The sequence below is a fragment of the Microvirga yunnanensis genome (genome assembly GCF_025460875.1).
On the sequence record NZ_JAMXFI010000004.1, the window covers coordinates 54488 to 73594 of the forward strand.

Annotated in this window: 21 protein-coding genes; 11 read left to right on the forward strand and 10 right to left on the reverse strand. The window is 62.6% G+C overall.

All coding sequences use genetic code 11. The annotated features are described in order from the left end of the window. The first annotated feature begins 146 nt into the window (after positions 1-146). Positions 147-407, forward strand: coding sequence for a heavy-metal-associated domain-containing protein (locus NF876_RS03290; RefSeq protein WP_262267423.1), 261 nt, complete (start codon positions 147-149; stop codon positions 405-407). Between the two features lie 114 nt (positions 408-521). On the opposite strand, the gene NF876_RS03295 is transcribed toward NF876_RS03290, so the two are convergent. Together NF876_RS03295 and NF876_RS03300 are read right to left on the reverse strand one after the other, a co-directional pair. Next, positions 522-1022, reverse strand: coding sequence for a MerR family transcriptional regulator (locus NF876_RS03295; protein ID WP_315974991.1), 501 nt, complete (start codon positions 1020-1022; stop codon positions 522-524). Next, positions 1010-1180 (reverse strand): hypothetical protein, encoded by a 171-nt coding sequence (locus NF876_RS03300; protein ID WP_262267517.1) that lies wholly within the window; start codon positions 1178-1180, stop codon positions 1010-1012. Before NF876_RS03300 ends, NF876_RS03295 begins: the two co-directional genes overlap by 13 nt. Positions 1181-1204: 24 nt before the next feature. Between NF876_RS03300 and NF876_RS03305 the strand changes: the two genes are divergently transcribed. The 6 genes from NF876_RS03305 to NF876_RS03330 all read left to right on the forward strand — a co-directional run bounded on the left by NF876_RS03305 (position 1205) and on the right by NF876_RS03330 (position 9996). Continuing rightward, positions 1205-3823: a heavy metal translocating P-type ATPase gene (locus NF876_RS03305; protein ID WP_262267511.1), complete on the forward strand. Its 2619-nt coding sequence runs from the start codon at positions 1205-1207 to the stop codon at positions 3821-3823. A gap of 339 nt (positions 3824-4162) precedes the next feature. After that, on the forward strand, positions 4163-5008 hold the full coding sequence (locus tag NF876_RS03310; protein ID WP_262267424.1) for a GNAT family N-acetyltransferase: 846 nt from the start codon (positions 4163-4165) through the stop codon (positions 5006-5008). Between the two features lie 36 nt (positions 5009-5044). Continuing rightward, the gene (locus NF876_RS03315) at positions 5045-6430 is read left to right on the forward strand and encodes an aminotransferase class III-fold pyridoxal phosphate-dependent enzyme (RefSeq protein WP_262267425.1); all 1386 of its coding nucleotides are present in this window, start codon (positions 5045-5047) and stop codon (positions 6428-6430) included. A 126-nt stretch (positions 6431-6556) separates the two neighbouring features. Further along, positions 6557-7051 carry an Lrp/AsnC family transcriptional regulator gene (locus tag NF876_RS03320; RefSeq protein WP_262267426.1) on the forward strand — a complete coding sequence of 165 codons (495 nt, stop codon included), beginning with the start codon at positions 6557-6559 and terminating at the stop codon, positions 7049-7051. Between the two features lie 338 nt (positions 7052-7389). Further along, the gene (argE, locus tag NF876_RS03325; RefSeq protein ID WP_262267427.1) at positions 7390-8520 is read left to right on the forward strand and encodes an acetylornithine deacetylase; all 1131 of its coding nucleotides are present in this window, start codon (positions 7390-7392) and stop codon (positions 8518-8520) included. A gap of 147 nt (positions 8521-8667) precedes the next feature. Continuing rightward, positions 8668-9996 (forward strand): NAD(P)/FAD-dependent oxidoreductase, encoded by a 1329-nt coding sequence (locus NF876_RS03330; protein ID WP_262267428.1) that lies wholly within the window; start codon positions 8668-8670, stop codon positions 9994-9996. On the opposite strand, the gene NF876_RS03335 is transcribed toward NF876_RS03330, so the two are convergent. Genes NF876_RS03335 through NF876_RS03350 form a run of 4 tightly spaced genes read right to left on the reverse strand, consistent with a single transcriptional unit; the run spans position 9956 to position 12126 of the window. Further along, a complete protein-coding gene (locus NF876_RS03335) occupies positions 9956-10186 on the reverse strand; it encodes a YqaA family protein (RefSeq protein ID WP_262267429.1) in 231 nt (76 codons plus the stop codon). The two genes, NF876_RS03330 and NF876_RS03335, sit on opposite strands and share 41 nt — an antisense overlap. A 56-nt stretch (positions 10187-10242) precedes the next feature. Next, positions 10243-10908, reverse strand: coding sequence for a transmembrane anchor protein (locus NF876_RS03340; protein WP_262267430.1), 666 nt, complete (start codon positions 10906-10908; stop codon positions 10243-10245). A gap of 27 nt (positions 10909-10935) precedes the next feature. Beyond that, positions 10936-11685 (reverse strand): HupE/UreJ family protein, encoded by a 750-nt coding sequence (locus tag NF876_RS03345; RefSeq protein WP_444939746.1) that lies wholly within the window; start codon positions 11683-11685, stop codon positions 10936-10938. Between the two features lie 57 nt (positions 11686-11742). Further along, a complete protein-coding gene (locus tag NF876_RS03350; protein ID WP_262267431.1) occupies positions 11743-12126 on the reverse strand; it encodes a hypothetical protein in 384 nt (127 codons plus the stop codon). 272 nt (positions 12127-12398) lie between these two features. Between NF876_RS03350 and NF876_RS03355 the strand changes: the two genes are divergently transcribed. Next, entirely contained in the window at positions 12399-12614 is a 216-nt protein-coding gene (locus tag NF876_RS03355) for a hypothetical protein (RefSeq protein ID WP_262267432.1), read from the forward strand. Here the strand turns inward: NF876_RS03355 and NF876_RS03360 are convergent. Further along, positions 12603-13931, reverse strand: coding sequence for a Mef(A)/Tet(V) family efflux MFS transporter (locus tag NF876_RS03360; protein WP_262267433.1), 1329 nt, complete (start codon positions 13929-13931; stop codon positions 12603-12605). The genes NF876_RS03355 and NF876_RS03360 overlap by 12 nt on opposite strands. Positions 13932-13940: 9 nt before the next feature. After that, positions 13941-14186, reverse strand: coding sequence for a DUF1289 domain-containing protein (locus NF876_RS03365; RefSeq protein WP_262267434.1), 246 nt, complete (start codon positions 14184-14186; stop codon positions 13941-13943). An 86-nt stretch (positions 14187-14272) separates the two neighbouring features. On the opposite strand from NF876_RS03365, the gene NF876_RS03370 reads away from it, so the two are divergent. Then, positions 14273-14551 carry a metal/formaldehyde-sensitive transcriptional repressor gene (locus NF876_RS03370; RefSeq protein WP_262267435.1) on the forward strand — a complete coding sequence of 93 codons (279 nt, stop codon included), beginning with the start codon at positions 14273-14275 and terminating at the stop codon, positions 14549-14551. Between the two features lie 59 nt (positions 14552-14610). Then, a complete protein-coding gene (locus NF876_RS03375) occupies positions 14611-15762 on the forward strand; it encodes a HoxN/HupN/NixA family nickel/cobalt transporter (protein WP_262267436.1) in 1152 nt (383 codons plus the stop codon). A gap of 926 nt (positions 15763-16688) precedes the next feature. Here NF876_RS03375 and NF876_RS03380 read toward each other — a convergent pair. Together NF876_RS03380 and NF876_RS03385 are read right to left on the reverse strand one after the other, a co-directional pair. Beyond that, on the reverse strand, positions 16689-17048 hold the full coding sequence (locus tag NF876_RS03380) for a hypothetical protein (protein ID WP_262267437.1): 360 nt from the start codon (positions 17046-17048) through the stop codon (positions 16689-16691). Between the two features lie 605 nt (positions 17049-17653). Then, complete coding sequence (locus NF876_RS03385; protein WP_262267438.1) at positions 17654-18238, reverse strand: cytochrome b/b6 domain-containing protein; 585 nt, start codon at positions 18236-18238, stop codon at positions 17654-17656. 313 nt (positions 18239-18551) lie between these two features. Between NF876_RS03385 and NF876_RS03390 the strand changes: the two genes are divergently transcribed. After that, the gene (locus tag NF876_RS03390) at positions 18552-18953 is read left to right on the forward strand and encodes a hypothetical protein (RefSeq protein WP_262267439.1); all 402 of its coding nucleotides are present in this window, start codon (positions 18552-18554) and stop codon (positions 18951-18953) included. Positions 18954-19107: the final 154 nt, after the last annotated feature.

Consider the following 19107-nt stretch of genomic DNA (forward strand, 5'->3'; position numbering starts at 1 on the left):
AGCTTCCCACCAGGGGAAGGTCAAGCGGCGATCGGACGAAATTTGGCGCCCCGAAAGTTTCAGCCTCCACCGCCGAAAAAGCCCTTGACCTTCCCATGTGGGAAACCTGCAGTGTCCCGGCATCGCCCTTGCAAAGGAGTAGTCCCATGTGCAGCAGCCACCAGCATTCCAACGACCAAGTTTCCACGGCCGCGACTGGCGCCGGCCTGTCCGTCCGGGTTGAAGACATGACCTGCGGCCACTGCGCTGGCACGATCAAGAGCGCCATCGAGAGCTCGATTCCGGGCACCAAGGTGACGGCCGATCCGGAAGCCCGCCTCGTCTCTGTCGAGGGCGCTGCCGATCTGGCCCAGATCAGCAACATCATTACGGTTGCCGGCTACACCCCGACCCCGGCTCACGCCTGATTACACTACCCCAACGCTCCGCGTATCAGGGGGCAGATCCCTGACCGTGCGGAGCGATGTGGTCCTCTGAGACCCACTCGGGTCACTTGCTGCAGGCTTTGGCCTGCAGCTTTTTTATGCCCGGGACCGAACCTTGCCGCCTCCGTCCCCATGATCGCAGTGGCTGTGTTCGGCCAGCACCTCCATGACCCGGCAATCCGCGATCCGCTCTCCGCTGCAGCTTGCCACGATGCGCTCCAACTCGTCCGCCAACTGGGTCAGCCGGGCGATTTTGGACCGAACCAACAGGAGCTGTTGACGCGCGATCTCGTCCACCTGCTCGCAGGGTGCAGCAGGATTTTCGCTCAATGAGATGAGCTGCCGAATCGCCTCGACAGCCAAGCCAAGTTCTCGCGCATGGAGGATGAACCTCAGGCGCTCGATATGCCTGGTAAGATAGCGGCGCTGGTTGCCTTGCGTGCGCTCAGGTTCAGGCAGCAGGCCGATGCCTTCATAGAAACGGATCGTTTCCACCTTGCACCCGGTCACCGATGAGACATGGCCGATTGAAAAAGTTCGCTCCGGCATGAAATTCCCTCTTGAACCTGAAGTTACTAGAGGAATTAGGTTGGGCATCCGATGTCAACCCGCAACCAATCGCATTCATGAGGTATCGGATGAAAACCCCTCACGATTACGCCGCTCACACGCATGATCATGCCGACGGCGCGTGCTGCGGCCATGATCACCACGAGCATCATGACCATCGCGGCCACGCCCATCAGAAGGAGCATGTCGCTCTCGCCGCGGCTTCTGCGATGTGGAAGGTTGAGGGAATGGATTGCGGCAGCTGCGCGGCGACAATCCGCACCGCGATCGAGCGCCTACCGGGTGTCTCCGGGATTTCCTTGTCCGTCACAAATGAGACGTTGACGCTGGTCCTCGACGAGACAAAGACCAAAGCCGCCGAGATCGAAAAGCGCGTGTCCAAGCTTGGCTATGTTCCGAGCCGCTTGCAGACCAAGAAGGCGGCTCCGTCGGCTGTGACTCATGCCGTTCACGGCCACGATCACCACGACCATTCGACGTGCGGCCACGATCATCATGCGCACAGCCACCATCATGATCACGGACATCGCAAGCCCGACCATACCCATCACGATCATGGCCACCACCAACATGGTCATGACCATGGGGCGTGCGGGCACGACCACCATGCCGCACATGAGCATGCTCACGATCAAGCGCCCTCTGCGGATGCACAGGTCTGGAAGGTCGGCGGCATGGATTGCGGCAGCTGCGCCGCCACGATCCGCACAGCCCTGGAGCGTCTGCCGGGCGTCTCCGGCCTCAAGGTTTCCATCACCAACGAAACCTTGTCCGTGGTGCTCGACCAAACCCAAACGAAGAGTGCCGACATTGAGAGCCAGATCCGAAACTTAGGCTACCAGCCAAGCCTCCTGCGCACCGGTTCGGCTCCGGTCAAATCCATCGCTCCGAAGGACAAGGAAAAGCCCGCTCCGCGCTGGTGGCAAACTCCAAAGGCTCAAGTCGCTGCGACCTCGGGTTTGCTGGTTGTGCTGGCCTATGGTGCAAGCGTGGTGGTGCCCCAGGCCTCTTATTGGGTCTTCATTCTCGCGACCGTCGTTGCCGCCGCCTCCGTTGCCAAGCGCGCTGTTATGGCGGCCTTGGCTGGCGCTCCCTTCACGATCCAAATGCTGCTGACCATCGCTGCCATTGGAGCTCTGTTCATCGGCGCAGCGGAAGAGGCCGCCATCGTCGTGTTCCTCTTTGCCGTCGGCGAAGTGCTTGAAGGCGTCGCCGCCAACAAGGCTCGAGCGGGCATCAAAGCGCTTGGCGCTCTTGTGCCCAAGACCGCCGTCGTCGACGATGCGGGTCAGCTGCGCGAGGTCTCCGCAGAGGCTCTGCGGATCGGTCAGATTGTCCTGGTGCGGCCGGGCGATCGGGTGCCGGCGGACGGCAAGGTGATCGACGGCATCTCGAGCGTGGACGAATCGCCCATTACCGGCGAGTCGGTACCGAAGCTCAAGGAGCCGGGCGCCGAGATTTTCTCCGGCTCGATCAATCACGACGCGGCGATTCGCGTGCGGGTGGAGCGCACGGCGCAGGACAATATGATCTCGCGCATCATCGCTCTTGTTGAAGAGGCTCAGGAATCGAAAGCGCCGACCGAGCGGTTCATCGACAAGTTCTCCCGGATCTACATGCCTTTGATCGTCGGGCTCGCCGCCCTCGTGGCCATAGCCCCTCCCCTGCTTCTCGATGGCGACTGGGCGACCTGGATCTATCGCGGCCTTACTCTGCTGCTGATCGGGTGCCCATGCGCCCTGGTCATCTCGGTGCCGGCCGCGATCGCGTCGAGCCTCTCGACTGCAGCCCGCCATGGCCTGCTCGTGAAGGGCGGCGCCGTTGTGGAAAGCCTTGCCAAGGCCCAGGTCGTCGCCTTTGACAAGACGGGCACCCTGACTCTGGGCCGCCCGTTCGTGACAGACGTGGTGCCTGTGGGCTCTACGGAAACCGAACTTCTCGCCCTCGCGGGAGCTATCGAGCGCGAGTCCAGCCACCCCCTCGCCCAAGCCGTCACGGCACGGGCTGAGAAGGATGGGATCTTGCTCGTCGACGCCGCCAATGTCCGCGCCCTGCCGGGCCGAGGCATGGAGGGCTCCGTCGGAACCGAAACCGTTTTCATCGGAGCGCCGCGCTTTGCAGCCGAGCGCGCCTCCGTTGATGATGCCTTGGCTCGACGCATCTCCGACCTGGAACAGCAGGGCAAGACCGTCGCAGCCGTCGTGAAGGGGCGCGCAGTCACTGGCCTTCTTGCCTTCCGTGACGAACCTCGTGCTGATGCACAGAAAGGCCTCGCTGAACTCCAGGGCCTTGGCGTCGACGTTCTCATGCTGACCGGCGACAACATCCGCACGGGTCAGGCTATCGGCCGCACCCTTGGCGTGAACGTCCAGGCCGAGATGATGCCCAGCGACAAGTCCGAGACGGTCCGCAAGATCGCGCAGAGCCGGCATGTTGTGATGGTGGGCGACGGCATCAATGATGCTCCTGCCCTTGCGGCCGCTCACGTTGGCGTCGCCATGGGCTCTGGGACTGATGTGGCCCTGGAGGCTGCGGATGCCGCCTTGTTGCGGAACCGTGTCACCGACATTGCTACCCTCGTCCGCCTCTCCCGGGCCACGATGGCCAATATCCGCCAGAATATTGGCATCGCTCTGGGTCTGAAGACGATCTTCCTGGTGACGACCGTGACTGGGACAACCGGGCTCTGGATGGCGATCGTGGCGGATACCGGCGGAACGGTTCTCGTCACCTTGAACGCCCTGCGCCTCCTCGGCTTCTTTGGTACATGGCGGGAGAAAACTCCCGCCGAGCCGCCGCAGGTGCAGGTAGCGCTCAAGACGGCGTGATCCTTGGTTGCGCGAAGATCAGGGTCCCAGCGCATGCGCTGGGGCTCCAACGCGGCGACCGCTCCTCCTGAAACACAGTCCGAGGCGTTGAGGCTTGCCGCGCCGGGCGAACGGGGCCGCAGCAGGTCACCGATTCAACCCCCGGTTCGCCCTGGGGCCTTTATGAGGCCCTCGCCCCCCATCAACTGACTTTCAAGGCCCGAGTCCTGGCAGAATATGCGGCGGCCCCGGTGCGGCGACACGAAATATGCTTTTGTCGCGTGAACTCCGGAAGAATGTTTTTCAGCCGTTTCGTATCATCTGGGGAGCCACCCTCATGTGGAGAAAGGCCCCGGATATATGGCAAACCTCATCTATCGCGCCCTTGGACCTGCAGACCTGGAAGACGCCCACGCGCTGTCCAAGGCTGTCGGGTGGCCGCACAGGTTGGAAGACTGGAAGTTAGTCCTGCAACTCGGATCCGGCATCGGCGCCATCGAGGACGGTCGTCTGTGTGGGACCGGATGCTGGTGGCCCCAGGGTAACGCATTCGCAACCGTGGGGATGATCATCGTTTCGCCCGAACTGCAGGGCCGCGGCATCGGCCGCGTTCTCATGGACCGTGCCTTGTCCGATGCGGGCGAACGGTCGCTCGTCCTCAACGCAACGCAGGTGGGCCTGCCGCTCTATGAGAAGCTGGGCTTTGAAGCGGTCGGCGCCGTGCGCCAGCATCAGATTGCCGGAAGCAAGCCGCAGGACGTCTTGGTCCCTGCAGGGTCCCGGCTGCGCCCTTTGGCCAAAGACGACCGTCCCGCTCTTCATCGGCTTGATGTTCGCGCGACAGGCATGGATCGGGCGGCTGCCCTTGATGCCCTCATGGAAAGCGCTGTGGGCTTGGTGCTGGAGCGGGACGGACAGGTAGAAGGCTTCTCCTTCTTCCGGCGCTTTGGCCGGGGCTACGTCATTGGCCCGACGATCGCGACGGGAACTGACGACGCCAAGGCGTTGATTGGCTCCTTCCTGAACGAGCACCATACGGAGTTCCTGCGAGTGGACGTCCCGGTGGAGACCGGCCTCTGCGAATGGCTGTCCGAGCAGGGCCTGCCGCAGGTCGACGAGGTCGTCACCATGGTGCGGGGACACAAGCCTCATCGTGAAGAAAACGGGCCGCGCGCCTTTTCCCTGATCAACCAGGCGCTCGGCTGATCCCATCAAGCGTCATTCCAGCAGAGGTCAAACCCCATGCTCAGCAACTCTCTTGTCGAACTTGATCGCCAGCATCTCATTCATCCTGTGGCGCCCTACCGGGCGCATGAGGCGCGTGGCGTCACCGTCATTGCGTCCGGCGAAGGCGCCTACGTGCGCGATGCCGCCGGCAACCGGCTGCTCGACGGCTTCGCCGGCCTGTGGTGCGTGAACGCCGGCTACGGCCAGCCGACCATCATCGAGGCCATCAACCGTCAGCTCCAGGAGCTTCAATACGCAACCGGCTATTTCCACTTCGGCGCGGAAACCCCGATCCGGCTTGCCGCGCGACTGGCGGAGTTGGCGCCAGGCGATCTCAACCGCGTCTATTTCACTCTTGGCGGATCAGACGCCGTCGACACCACGATCCGGTTCATCCGGTACTACTTCAACGCACTCGGCAAGCCGGAGAAGAAGCAGTTCATTACCCTTGAGCAAGGTTACCACGGCTCATCGTCGACCGGCTCTGGATTGACCGCGCTTCCGCTCTTCCACGCCGGCTTCGACGTTCCGCTCGCCTGGCAGCACCGCATCCCTTCGCCATATCCCTACCGCAATCCGGTCGGAAGCGACGGTCCGACCATCATCGCGGCGTCACTGGAAGCGCTCAAGGCGAAGGTCGCCGAGCTCGGAGGCCCCGAGAAGGTGGCCGCCTTCTACTGCGAGCCGATCCAAGGTTCGGGCGGCGTGATCGTTCCGCCGGAAGGGTGGGTCAAGGCCATGCGCAATCTTTGCGCCGAGCTCGACATCCTCTTCGTGGCCGACGAGGTGATCACCGGCTTCGGGCGAACCGGCCCGATCTTCGCCTGCGAGCACGAGGGCATCGTGCCGGATCTGATGACCATGGCCAAGGGCCTTACCTCGGGCTATTTGCCCATGGGCGCGGTGATGATGCGGGAGTCCGTCTATTCGGTCATTGCGGATGCCTCCGCTCGGAGCGGCATGGCGGTCGGTCATGGATTTACTTATTCCGGCCACCCGGTGAGCGCTGCTGCCGGACTCGCGGCCATTGCGCTCTACACGGAAGGCGGACTGATGGAGCAGGGCCGCCGGTCTGGAGAGGCGCTTATCGCCGGGTTGAAGACTCTTGAGGCCCACCCGCTTGTCGGTGAGGCCAGAGGGCGCGGCATGCTTGCGGCGCTGGAGATCGTCAGCAACAAGAATACGAAGGCCAAGTTCGATCCTTCGGTCAAAGTTGGCGAGAAGCTGTTCGACGCAGCCTATGCCAACGGCCTGATCATTCGCGCCTTCGGCGATGGCACCCTGGGCTTCGCGCCTCCGCTTTGCTGCTCGCAGGATGACATCGCCCTTCTCTTGGAGCGGACGAGAAAGACCCTGGATGACCTCCTTGGCGTCAGCGAGATCCGCAAGGCGGCGGCCTGAGGCGGCAAAGGACCAGGATCCTATCAGAAGATGGCGCCAGTCCGGGTTTCGTCCCTTTGACGAGACCCGGAACCCCGGCTAAAAACGGGTTTCCTGTCTGGCGTGCCATAACTGAAAGGTATCTGGATGCCTCCGTCGCATGGTCTCGACCGTATCGATATCAAGATCTTGGCGGAGTTGCAGAAAAACGGGCGGATCACCAACGTGGAACTCGCCGAAGCTGTTCATCTTTCGCCGAGCCCATGCCTCATGCGGGTGAAGCGATTGCAGCAAGCGGGGTTTATCACTGGCTATCATGCCCAGCTCAACCTCGCGAAGCTCGGTGGGGCCTTGATGGTCTTCACGGAGGTCACGCTGAAGGATCACCGTCATACCGACTTCAGCACCTTCGAGGCAGCCATTCAACGCGTCGATGAAATCATTGAATGCCATCTTGTGAGCGGTGGCTACGACTACATGTTGAAATTCGTCACCCGGGGCGTCGTGCACTATCAGGAAATTGTCGAGCGGCTTCTGGAGATGAATATCGGGATCGAGAAGTACTTCAGCTATGTCGTGATCAAGTCACCGTTCATTAAGCAATACTATCCACTTTCATCGCTCTTCAGCGCCGAGGAATAATCGGCCTTCCTCGCGGGAGCCGGATACTCAGGAAGCACTCGGATCCCAACGTGGTCGCTCCTGCCCGTCACCGCGGCCCAGGGGCACCATCTGCCCTGAGCGCCGTGGGGCACCGGTGATTTCTGGCGCTCCTTCACGGCGACTTGGTATCACCGAGCGTCTCTAAGGGGCCCCTGCACGGGATCAAATGGGCCTCAGCAGGAACGCACTTCTCGCCCCACGTGCTCGCAGAAGCATATCCTACCGTTCATAGCCGACACTTCAGCATCGTTTGCCGCACGAACACACTACGCTGAGGCAACCCCGCACAACGGCGCGTCGCGCTGGAGGATGTCTGGATGAATGCGAAGGAAATACTCGCGCAGCTTGTCGCCATCCCATCCGTCGTCGGAACCGCCAACAGTTCAATCGTCGACTTTATTCGAGGTTGGCTTGCCGAGCGCAATGTCTCATCCACCATCATCGCCGGCCCAGAAGGCGATCGCTTCAATCTCTTTGCCACCATAGGCGATGCTTCTGTTGCTGGCGGCTATGTCCTCTCGGGGCATACGGATGTGGTACCCGCCCAGGAAGCCACGTGGACGAGCGATCCGTTTGCCCTCAAACAAGAAGGCGAGCGGCTGATAGGACGAGGGGCCGTGGACATGAAGGGCTTTGTGTCCTGCATGCTGGCTGCAGTTCCCACATTTCTGGAAAAGCGTCTGGATAAGCCGCTCCATCTTGCATTCTCTTACGATGAAGAGGCTGGGTGCCGCGGCATGCCGCACCTGATTGAGCGGCTGCCCTCGCTGTGCGCTCCACCGGCCGGCTGCATCGTCGGTGAGCCCACAAACATGCGACCTGTGCTGCGGCACAAGGGCAAAATAGCGGCCCGCCTCTCCATTACTGGGCGATCGGGGCACTCCTCCAGACCCGAGCTTGGATTGAATGCAATCCACGGCATGGCCGACATCATCGCCTGCATCCGAGACGAGGCTGCGCGTCACACAAAGGAAGGGCCGTTCAATCCTATGTTTGAGCCTCCATGCTCAACGCTCCAGGTGGGGGTCATTTCCGGCGGCTCAGTGGTGAACGTCATCCCTGCGCAGTGCACATTGGACATGGAGATCCGGGTTATCCCGGGTGTTGATCCGATGTCTCTGTTCGGGCCTGTCGAGCGAGCGGCCAGGCGCCTGGTCACCGAGGGAGGCTACCAGGTGGAGACAACGATCCTGTCGAGCTATCCGGGCCTCGATCTGCGCGACGATAACCCACTCGTAGGGTTGGCGGAGAGCATCAGCGGCAAGCCCAATGCAGGAGCCGTCAGCTTCGGGACGGAGGCCGGACTTTACCAGCAGGCTGGCATCCCTGCGGTCGTTTGTGGTCCTGGCGATATTGCGAGGGCACATCGGGCCAATGAGTTTATGTTGGAAAGCGAGTTGGCCGAGTGTCAGGCGGTTCTCGAGAGGCTGGCGGAACGCCTATGTTGACCCGCTCGCAACCCAGGAAGCTGTCGAACTGTCCCTGCAGGCAGCCTGTTGGAGAACCGGAAAGAGGCTCCGCAAGCACTGGCGGACCATGCCGACAATGGCGGTAGTGATATCGTCGCAGCATCGGATACCAGGATAAATTAGGTCATGTCACCTCTCGTTCACCGAATCCCCAGCGATGAAAAAATCCCCGAGACAGTTGATGTCGTCGTGATTGGCGGAGGCATCATCGGCGCTGCCGCCGCATATTTCCTGTCGAAGCGGAAGCTCACTGTCGCACTCGTCGAGAAAGGCTGGATTGGTGGCGAGCAGTCGAGCCGGAACTGGGGATGGTGCCGGCAGCAGAACCGTGACCCCCGGGAACTTCCGCTCGCCATGAGGGGGATGCAGCTTTGGGATCGGTTGGGGGAGGAAATCGGCCAGGATCTGGGCTTCCGTCGCAGCGGTCTCGTTTACGCGACGACGTTGCCCGAGAACATCGCCCAATGGGAACGCTGGAGAACAGTCGCACGTCAGTTCGGCGTCGATACCAGGATGCTGAGTGCGGCCGAAGCCAAGGCCATGACACCGGGAAGCTCAGCAAACTGGATCGGGGGCGTCTATTCCCCAACTGACGGAAAGGCAGAGCCGTCACTCGCAGCCCCGGTTCTGGCACAGGGCGCCCGCAGTAACGGGGCTGTCGTCTTACAGGATTGCGCCGCTCGCGGATTGGATATTACCAACGGCAAGGTCACCGGCGTCATCACCGAAAAAGGGCTGATCCGGACGAACGCGGTTCTCTGCGCGGGCGGCGCATGGGCCTCGATGTTCTGCCGACGGCATGGAGTCGATCTGCCGCAGGCCGGCGTACGAACGACCATCCTTCGAACTAAGCCAACGACCGAGATCGCCCAAGGAGGCCTCTACACGCCCGAGGTCGCCTTCACCCGGCGCCTGGATGGCGGGTACTCGATCGCGATCAGCGGTCGGGGAACCCTTGAGGTCACACCACAAGGAATGCGGTATGCCCCTCAGTTCATCCCGATGTTCCGCAAGCATGTGAAAGCGCTGCATTTCGGGATCGGGCGTTCGTTCTTCGAAGGGCCTGAGGCGATCGCCCGCTGGAGCTTCGATCAAGTCTCCCCCTTCGAACGCATTCGTGTGCTCGATCCTGCGCCAGACAAAAAGATGGCCCATTTGACTCTCGCCCGTGCGAAAGCTCTCTACCCGGCCCTTGCAAATGTAGAGGTCGCCGAAACGTGGGGTGCATGGATCGACAGCACCCCCGACGCCACTCCGGTGATATCGCAGGTCCCATCATTGCCTGGGTTCTTCGTTGCTGCCGGCTTCAGTGGTCACGGCTTTGGATTGGGTCCGGCCGCAGGTCACCTCGCCGCCGATCTCATCTCCGGCGATACGCCGCTGGTCGATCCCCGACCGTTTCGCTACTCCCGTTTCAGTGACAAGTCGGATCTTGGTCCCCCGGGCGGCCTCTGAAGCGGCCCGGGAACCAGTTCACGCATGAGCCCAGGATGTTGCCGACGCTCGCGGCGAGCACCAGCGGCCAAACCTCGTAGTGCTCGGCCATCAGCATGCCGAACAGGACCGCCTCCGACTGGAACGGGAAGATCGTCGCTGACAGGAAGGCGGCCCCGGCCAGGCCGAGGTATTCAAGCCAATGTTCCATACGCATCCTCGACGGAGTCCTGCGCGTCCCGGGAAGGGACGCGCAGGGAAGCCCGCTTACTTCGCCTGCTTGAGGCTGCCGAAGTCGCCGCTCGCAGTCAGCTTGACCGTGACTGGGGCGGAGCCGCGGTTGCGCCAGAACCAGCCATGGCCGCCGTCGAAACCCGCCGTGAGCTCGCCCTCGTCGCCCGGAACACCACGGCCCTTGGAGTAGGAGACCTCCTTGCCGCCCGGGCCTGCGCCGTGGGTGTCGTGGTTGACGGTGCCGCCCTCGACCTTCCACGAGTAGGTCAGCTTGGCCCCCTGCTTCATGTCGGCCTTCACCTCGGTGCCCTCGCCGGGCTGGAGGGTGACCGAGATCTCCTGCGACTTGGCCGCGGCCGGGGTCTGCGCCTGCGCGGAACCGATGAAGAGCTGGGCGAAGATCGAGCCGAGCAGGCTGGAGCGCTGCTCCGGAGCCGGCGTGGACGGTGTCATGGGAGCCGAAGGCGCCTGATCCTTGGCCCGGTCGGCTTCGGCTTCCTCGGCGAGTTGCGTCTTGATCTCACCCATCTCGGTGAGGCCGAGCGCCCGTCCGACGCCCGTCGGATCGATGCCGTACTCGGACGGCAGGACGACGGTGACCAAGAGGGCCGCGGCAACGCCGGCGGCAATCAGGGTGGAGCGCACGAGCTGGGCCGAGGACGGGAGCTGGGCGCGGGTCGGCATGTCGGTGTTGTACATCGGTGGGTTCCTTGCGATCGGAGCAGGTCAGGTTGCAGGGGCCGCGACGAAGTAGCCCGTGAGCTGCATGCCGATCAGCACGAAGCCGGCGCTCATCATCGCGACGTTGGCGGTGTAGGCGTGGCGGAAGAAGCCGTCGGTGCGGCGCCAGTAGCCCATCAGGATCAGGATCCCGAACAGCGCGAGAAGCTGGCCGATCTCCACCCCGACGTTGAACGCGAGGAGGTTCGGCAGCAGCCCGTCGGGCGAGACGTCGTACTCCTGGATCTTGGCCGCGAGGCCGAAGCCGTGGAACAGGCCGAAGATCAGGGTCGCCAGCTTGGTGTTGGGCTGGAACCCGAACCAGCGCTGGAAGGCGCCGAGATTGTCGAGCGCCTTGTAGACGACCGAGAAGCCGATGATGGCGTCGATCAGGTAGGCGCTGACGCTGACCCCGTAGAGCACGCCGAAGATCATCGTCACGGAGTGACCGAGGGCGAACAGGCTGACGTACAGCCCGATGTCCTTGGCCCGGTAGAGGAAGAAGATCACCCCGAGCAGGAACAGGATGTGGTCGTAGCCGGTCACCATGTGCTTAGCGCCGAGGTAGACGAAGGGGATCAGGTGGACGCCGGTGATCTCCTGGATGTAGCCCTTGTCGCCCTCGGCGACGGCGTGGGCGAGCGCCTCCAGGCCGGAGAGCGACAGCATCAGGAAGGCCGCGGCGAGCATGAGGAAGGCGGTCGGCGGGCGCACGGCAGGCGGCCACGACCAGCCTCCGGGAAGAGGTCTGTGCATAGGGAATGGTCCGTTGTTCGTTCGTCAGGAATGGCCGCGCTCAGGCGGCCGGCATGATCACGCGACGAACGACAGACACGGGGGTCGGTCGAGGCGGAACGTTAGATAGGATGGCGGACGGCCCTCCTCCCACTGGCGCAGGAGCTTGCCGTCCGGGGCCTTCAAGGATGCCGGCGCAGCCGCGAGCCCCATCGTGACGTGGGAGTGATCCTTGTGCTCGGGGCCGTGGCCGGGCCGATGATCCGGATCGAGATCATCGTCGTCATGGCTATGCCCGTGCCCGAGCTGGTCCACCAGACCAGCGGACGTGAGGCCGTCCATGACCTGGGCCGTTGCAACCCCGTGCATGGACGGCGCCCCGCGCAGGAACGGCAACGCGCTCAGCATCACCGCGAGAGCGATGAGGAGGCGAAGGCCATTCAGGAGGGACGCTCTGGTCATGAAGAGGATTTAAGGATCGCGGTGTTGATCGGCGGTTAACGGACGCAAGGAACAGGACAGCCTGAGTTAGGACGCGATCCGCCTGATGCAAGTCGCACGGCCTAGGTGTCCGTCATGGCATTCCTGAGACAGGCGACGTGTCTCTCTCCGTCCCCTGCCTCGCCGCGAAGTGATTCCCGCTCGGCGGCGGCACGGATTATCCTGCGATCCGCGCTGAACGGGCCATGCACGCCCAGCTGGAGAAATCGTCCAACCAGGGGAGAGTCCGTGACATGACCGACCGATATGACGACCTCAAGCGCATCCTTGCCGAAGGCATGGAGCGGGAGGCGGGTCTCACGAACACCCTCAGACAGGTCATGGATCGGTACCCCGACGCGACGGCGGCTGAGATCGCTGAGGCCTTGCGACCCTTGAAGGAGGAAGCCAGAGACATCGAACGGCCGAGTGGCCCCTATGCCAAGCCCTATCATGGCTCACCGCGATGACGGCCAGCGGCGGTGAAGGTCGTCAATCGTGAAGGCATGGGCGTGGCCATGGTCCCGATGTTCCCGCAGATGCGGATGGTCCGGCGGTAGGTCGGGATGAGCATGGGCGATCTCCTCCGGATCGTGCGCCGGCCAGAGCCACGCCGCCAGACCAAAGCCAATTAGGGTGACCAGTCCAAGAACGGCCAAGGTCACGGAAATGCCAACCTCACGCCCAAGCCACCCGGCCAACGGATAGGTCAGAAGCCAGCAGGCATGCGAGAGGGCGAACTGTGCCGCAAAGAGAGCTGGACGATCCTCAGCCTGGGCCGAGCGCCGCAACAGGCGTCCCGTCGGGGTCTGCACGGCTGAATAGCCAATCCCCAGCAGCGTCCAGGTGATCAGCAGGGCCGGCCATCCGATCGTCCCGCTCCACGTCGCCACGGCAAACGCCAGGAGCACCACGCCCAGCAGGGTCGCCGCCGGCAGCATCACGGCTCGGTCGGGCAATTTGTCGAGGACGCGCGGCAGCAGGAGCGCCGCCGCCATCGAGCCGCCGCCGAAGCAGGCCAGGGCCACCGCGACATCGTCCTCCGGCAGGCCCAGCACACCGCGAACAATCACGACCGTGTTGACGATGACCATCGCTCCCGCCGCCGCGACCGAGAGGTTGAGGGCGAGGAGACCCCGCAGGCGCGGCGTCTTGAGATAGATCCGCAGGCCGCGGGTGGTCTTGTCGTAGATCCCGCCCTTACGCTCGGAGGCAACCGGCTGCGGCAGCCGCACGGACAGGACGAGGGCCGCCGAGCAGAGGAAGCCGACGACCGTCCCGCCGAACAGCCAATGGAAGCTGATGACGGTCAGGAGGGCAGCTGCCAGAGCGGGGCTGAGCAGGCTCTCCATGTCATAGGCCAATCGGGAAAGGGAAAGCGCCCGGGTGTAGTCCTTCTCGTCCGGCAGGACATCCGGGATGGTCGCCTGGAAGGTCGGCGTGAAGGCCGCCGAGGCCGATTGCAGCAGGAAGATCAGGACGTAGATCTGCCAGACCTCGGTGATGAACGGCAGCAGCAGGGCGACCGCTGCCCGCACGAGGTCCATCGAGACAAGGAAGGCGCGGCGGGGAAGCTGGTTGGCGAAGGCGCCGACGATGGGCGCCACGCCGACATAGGCGACCATCTTGATGGCCAAGGCCGTGCCGAGCACCACCCCCGCGTCCGCCCCGGCGAGTTCGTAGGCCAGGAGGCCCAGCGCCACGGTCAGCAGGCCCGTGCCGGCAAGCGCGATGGCCTGGGCCGCGAACAGGTGACGGTAGGTGCGGTTGGCAAGGACATCGAGCATGGCGGCACCTCAGGCTGTCGGGGATGATGACGGTCCAGGGAGAAAGTTCCCCCGCTTCCCAGGTTTCGGATTCGGTTGGCCGTCCGTCCGGACCTGTTTCACGCGCCGGGGAAGCTCGCGCAGAAGGGCCGTGCGACGATACGGCGTCAGCTTCCGCCATTCCCGGATCTCCGGGATCGTCCTCCCGCAGCCGAGACACCAGCCCGTGCGCCCGTCGAACTCGCACACGGAAATGCAGGGATTGTCTTTCTTCACGGTTCTTCCTCGCCTGCGGCAAACATTGCGCTCGACACAAATAGGGTAGCCCCCTATATCACGCAAGCCATCAAGCAGGAGGCCACATGTCCCATACGATCAAGGAAAAGTCGAAGCTTCTCGGCCGGGTCCGCCGGATCAAAGGTCAGGTCGAAGCCATCGAGCGGGCGCTCGAGGCCGAACTCGGCTGCGCCGACGTGCTCATGCTGGTCGCCTCGGTGCGCGGGGCCGTGAACGGCCTGACGGCGGAGCTGATGGAGGATCATATCCGCAACCACGTCGTTGATCCGGCGCATGAGCCGGACCCGGAGCGGGCCAAGGGCGCCGCCGAGCTCATCGAGGTGGTCCGCACCTACCTGAAATGAACCTGTTCCCGGCGGACTAATGACTGCCGCCGCAAGACATTCCTGGAAAATCAAAAACAATGCCTGATATTGCTCAACTGCTTCAGTCCGGCGGCAACGGCTGGCTGTATCTTCCCTTTGCCGTGCTGCTCGGCGCCCTGCACGGGCTGGAGCCCGGCCACTCCAAGACCATGATGGCCGCCTACATCGTGGCGATCCGCGGCACCATCGGCCAAGCGGTCCTGCTCGGCGTCTGCGCCGCGCTCTCCCATTCCCTCGTGGTCTGGATCGTGGCCATGCTCGGCCTGTCGCTCGGGAAGGAAATCCTGAACTCGCACTTCGAGGCGTGGCTGCTGATCGCGTCTGGCGTGATCATCCTGGGCATCGCCGCCTGGATGTTCTGGCGCACGGGCCAGAGCCTCGGCTGGTTCCGGCGGTCTCAACATCATGGACATCATCACCATAGCCATGGTCACGATGATCACCACCATCATCATTATGACGAGGTCCGGACCATCGACACCGGCCATGGGGTCGTGGAGCTGTCGATCTTCGAGGACGGCGTGCCGCCCCGCTGGCGCCTGCGTACCGTCAGCGGCAACGCGTGGAAGGCCGAGGACGTGACGGTCGCGACCGAGCGCGAGGACGGCTCGGGCGAGCGGTTCCAGTTCGTCGAGCGGGACGGCTACCTCGAATCCGCAGGCGAGATCCCTGAGCCGCACGCGTTCACGGCCCGGGTGCGGCTGGCGCACGGCGACCACGCCCACACCTACACGGTGACCTTTGCCGAGCACGATCACGGGCACCATCATGATCATGCCGAGCACGACGAGGACGCGCACGAGCGCGAGCATGCTGAGCAGATCGCGCGTCAGCTCGCGGCCAACGGCGGCAACGTCACCACGGCCCAGATCGCGCTGTTCGGCATCACCGGTGGCCTGATCCCCTGCCCGGCCTCGATCACCGTGCTGCTGATCTGTCTCCAGCTCGGCCAGGTCACGCTCGGAGCCGCGACCGTGGCCGCCTTCAGCCTGGGCCTGGCGATCACCATGGTGTCCATCGGCGTCGCCGCCGCCTGGGGCATCCAGCACGCCTCGAAGCGGATCAACTTCTCCGATCGCCTGCTGCGGCGCCTGCCCTTGGCATCGGCCGGTCTCGTGGGCGTGCTCGGCGTCGCCATGTTGGTGCAGGGCTTCGTTGATCTTTCAGCACCCGCAACAGTCCTGTCGTAGGGTTAGAGACGAATGTGCTGACGTACTCAATCCATGCACATACCGCGTATCAGCAGCCACAAAAAAGGGGCACCCCTGCGAACGTTGCGCTTTGTGCGTGGCGATTAGACATTGCAATGCGATATGGCGATTGGCGTCGCTTTATCTTAGCCCTTCTTGGGCGTTCCCTCCCTAAACTTCGGGCCGCTGGCAACAGTGGCCATTTTTCTGGGACGAGGAACTTTAGCAACTCCAGCATGCTGGGATCCGCGCAAGATCTGGTCCTGATCGAGCGCTCCGAGAGAACGGATCGACAATCTTTTGAGTTGAAGCCTGACCCTATGCTTTAGGCGACACCAACTCGTCGTGCCTCGGGGAGCCAATGGTTATTTTGGTAGCCCTGTTCGCGAAGCTCGCCAAACAGAGTCAATCGCTGTGGCGGATCGCCTGGGCAGCTACATCCTTTCGGTCAACGTGTTCGCGACGGCGTTATGGCTACTAAGACACCCAAGCCAAGTCGTATTAGTTCGTCGGATAGCTCGAACGTCCGCGTGGCAGAGCCTGTCCCTGCGACTCCTTTTAGCGCTCGAGCAGGAAAATTAGATCATGTGCTCTTGTGCTGATCCCATTTGGAAGCCTCAGGTACTCCAAAGATAAAGCATAGACAGGATTGCGACACAGAGCAGAACGCCGCCCACAAGTCCGGGCACAACTCCCCTGGCGCGTAGAAAGCGGGCGAGCGGATCCCTTGAGACGCCGGCGTGTCTCAGGCGGCTCCTTTCTGCGCGACGAGCCTTCCGATTGATGTTTTGTCGGCCGTCAGACTCAAAGGGCAGGCTCATTCTGGTTCTTATTCTGGGATCAACCTTCCTGAGCACCAAGCCCCTCCTCTGTTCTTGCATTCCATTTCCGCATGGCGGCAAATTCGACCGGCTTGACCCAAACCATCAGCTGTGTGCGATGCTTGCCGCACAGGAGACTGCTGTCTCCTCCATGTACAGGACCCCTCCCCGCCTCGAAATAGCGAAGTTTTTCTCAAGTCCACTGTCGAGCAAGATGGTCACCGCACCGTCATGAATCGAGTAGTGGCCGTGGTCGGTCCACAGCCCATCATAGGAGTAGTGACCGTCCTTCCCAAAAGCAAAAGTGGCGCCCACCCTCGACGTACAGACTTTCCCCTTCAACGCACGCGTAATCTCATTGGCCCGGATCGGGGCGCCTGCCGGCTCGATCTGGGCCAGAGCAGTGCTGGCAACTACCGTTGCAGCCGCTAGGCCCATCAGTCCAACAAAAGGGGCGTTCCTCATTGTTTCCTCCTGGAAACTACTCCTCTACTCTGACAATTCTCCGTCTTCTTCTGTCGTGCCGACCAGCATATTTCCAATGTGTCGGGCCACTTCAGAACTGCCCAGGATCTTACCACAGATCAACCAAGCATGCCTTCGCGCATTATGCGTCAACAGCCCCTTAGGAGGCGGCGTTTTGCCATTACCAGTTTCGCAAGAATGGTCGGAACACCACGATAAGGGTGTGAGAAAATTGCTGCCGGGCTTCAGGGTGTGGCCCGCTCCTGCTCACTGATCCCGCTTGACCTTCCAACGGTGACAAAGTGCATAAGACTTAGCGCATATACCCCAGGCGGAGCCCCTATTTGACCTGCGTCTGACCTGTCTCGCGTCATGTGAAGGTGAACCATGACTGCTCGCCACTCGCTTGAAGGAAAGATCTTGGCAGCTCTCAAGACGGCCTTCGCCGAGGGCCGCCTTGATGTCGCCGAACATCTTGTCCGCGCGCTCGAGATCCTCGAACCTGAACCAAGCCCTGGCTCTGCGCTGGGGCAGGCCTATGCAATGATTGTTGGATCTAAAAACAAGCAGAGGCGCTCACGACGGATGTCCTGACGGAGGGCCGCTCATTCGGATCGTTTGCGCCCGGTTATCATTGCCACGATTAGGTTTTCACGATGGGCGAAGCTGGCCAGGACGACGCCCGCGACATGGAGGACAACCAGGGCGAGAGTGACGTTCGCCAGCACTTGGTGAACCTCGCGGATCAGAGGTGGAGGCCGCCGCTGACCCAACGTGCGCGGGAAGGGAACCCTCTCAACAACGGCCGAGAGCGGCCCATGTCCCTCCATTGCCGCCAAGCTAGCCATCCCTGTGCCCGCCGTGGCCGCAACCATAACCAGAAGTGCCACGATCATGGCGCCGCCAGCCGGACTGTGACCGATGTAGCGCTGGGATGACAACCGAACGAGCCCGGCAAGGTAGCCGAAGACAGCGTACGGCCCACGAACAAAGCGTCTGAAACGGGCATTCTCCGGACCGATGAACCCCCACAGCACACGCAACGCTATAAGGGTAGCCGCTAGGTAGCCGCTCCAGGTGTGAAGCCACAATGGGCTGTCCGCGAGCCAGTTGAGCAGGACGGTCGCAGCGAGCAGCCAGTGGATCGTGCGGATAAAAGGGTCCCAGACCTGGATTTTGGCGAGTGTCATGCGGCTGTCCTGGCTCTCCGTTGCTGCGGAAGTCAAGCCGGCAAGACATGCCCCCTTCCCAATGGCCCAACGCGTTGCGCCAGGCTTGGCTGCAGATTGTCGCAGATCCAGCGAGATTCCCTATCAGACCCCTTGACCTTGCCACGATGGGAAGCCTTAAGCCCTTCGTGAACGTTGCAGAGTGAGGATTTGGATGCCCTGATGCGCCATTCCGCCCAGCGGGGTTCGGGTCCGTACCCGGCCGGTTCCCGCTTGTCGAATCCGGACTTTCGTGACACATATCGAACCCCCGATAAACTGGAGCTCCCCTCTCTTGCGACTGATGGGCACCATCATTGTTGCGCTGCTTGCGATCACCATGGCGATCCTTCCGATCTCCGGGCCGCAGGGGGCTGCACAAGCTGCACATCAGCACGTGGCGGTGACTACGACCGGGCACGCGCATGGAGAAACGGACGGAAATCATTCACATGCTGATCTGCAGGTGTCTTCGGACACTGGAGCTTTAGGCATTTCCGGCGATCATGACTCCGACACCCACGACTGCACGGGTGTGATCTGCTGCAGCATGGGCACATGCCATGCCTTTCAGATCACGGCACCTCCCGCCCTTTACTCTCCGGCCGTCTCGCGGGTCTCGATCGCGATGAGCCGCGACGAGCAGGTTGAGGAAATCACTATCGGCGGCCTCGACAGGCCCCCACGAACCATCTGAGCCAGGCGCGGGCGGCTCACGCCCGCACGCATCGGCGCGCCTGCTCGTGAGGGCCGGCGGCAGCCAACCTGAAACTCAAACCGGTCATCCTCCCAGTTCGCGATCCGAACGTAAGGCCTGTGGTGAAGGACGAATTTATCGTCTGCACGCCCCT

Coding starts and splice junctions, on each gene's coding strand:
- NF876_RS03290 (WP_262267423.1), top strand. CDS start 147: ATGTGCAGCAGCCACCAGCATTCCAACGACCAAGTTTCCACGGCCGCG.
- NF876_RS03295 (WP_315974991.1), bottom strand. CDS start 1,022: ATGCCCAACCTAATTCCTCTAGTAACTTCAGGTTCAAGAGGGAATTTC.
- NF876_RS03300 (WP_262267517.1), bottom strand. CDS start 1,180: ATGCTCCTTCTGATGGGCGTGGCCGCGATGGTCATGATGCTCGTGGTG.
- NF876_RS03305 (WP_262267511.1), top strand. CDS start 1,205: ATGTGGAAGGTTGAGGGAATGGATTGCGGCAGCTGCGCGGCGACAATC.
- NF876_RS03310 (WP_262267424.1), top strand. CDS start 4,163: ATGGCAAACCTCATCTATCGCGCCCTTGGACCTGCAGACCTGGAAGAC.
- NF876_RS03315 (WP_262267425.1), top strand. CDS start 5,045: ATGCTCAGCAACTCTCTTGTCGAACTTGATCGCCAGCATCTCATTCAT.
- NF876_RS03320 (WP_262267426.1), top strand. CDS start 6,557: ATGCCTCCGTCGCATGGTCTCGACCGTATCGATATCAAGATCTTGGCG.
- argE (WP_262267427.1), top strand. CDS start 7,390: ATGAATGCGAAGGAAATACTCGCGCAGCTTGTCGCCATCCCATCCGTC.
- NF876_RS03330 (WP_262267428.1), top strand. CDS start 8,668: ATGTCACCTCTCGTTCACCGAATCCCCAGCGATGAAAAAATCCCCGAG.
- NF876_RS03335 (WP_262267429.1), bottom strand. CDS start 10,186: ATGGAACATTGGCTTGAATACCTCGGCCTGGCCGGGGCCGCCTTCCTG.
- NF876_RS03340 (WP_262267430.1), bottom strand. CDS start 10,908: ATGTACAACACCGACATGCCGACCCGCGCCCAGCTCCCGTCCTCGGCC.
- NF876_RS03345 (WP_444939746.1), bottom strand. CDS start 11,685: ATGCACAGACCTCTTCCCGGAGGCTGGTCGTGGCCGCCTGCCGTGCGC.
- NF876_RS03350 (WP_262267431.1), bottom strand. CDS start 12,126: ATGACCAGAGCGTCCCTCCTGAATGGCCTTCGCCTCCTCATCGCTCTC.
- NF876_RS03355 (WP_262267432.1), top strand. CDS start 12,399: ATGACCGACCGATATGACGACCTCAAGCGCATCCTTGCCGAAGGCATG.
- NF876_RS03360 (WP_262267433.1), bottom strand. CDS start 13,931: ATGCTCGATGTCCTTGCCAACCGCACCTACCGTCACCTGTTCGCGGCC.
- NF876_RS03370 (WP_262267435.1), top strand. CDS start 14,273: ATGTCCCATACGATCAAGGAAAAGTCGAAGCTTCTCGGCCGGGTCCGC.
- NF876_RS03375 (WP_262267436.1), top strand. CDS start 14,611: ATGCCTGATATTGCTCAACTGCTTCAGTCCGGCGGCAACGGCTGGCTG.
- NF876_RS03380 (WP_262267437.1), bottom strand. CDS start 17,048: ATGAGGAACGCCCCTTTTGTTGGACTGATGGGCCTAGCGGCTGCAACG.
- NF876_RS03385 (WP_262267438.1), bottom strand. CDS start 18,238: ATGACACTCGCCAAAATCCAGGTCTGGGACCCTTTTATCCGCACGATC.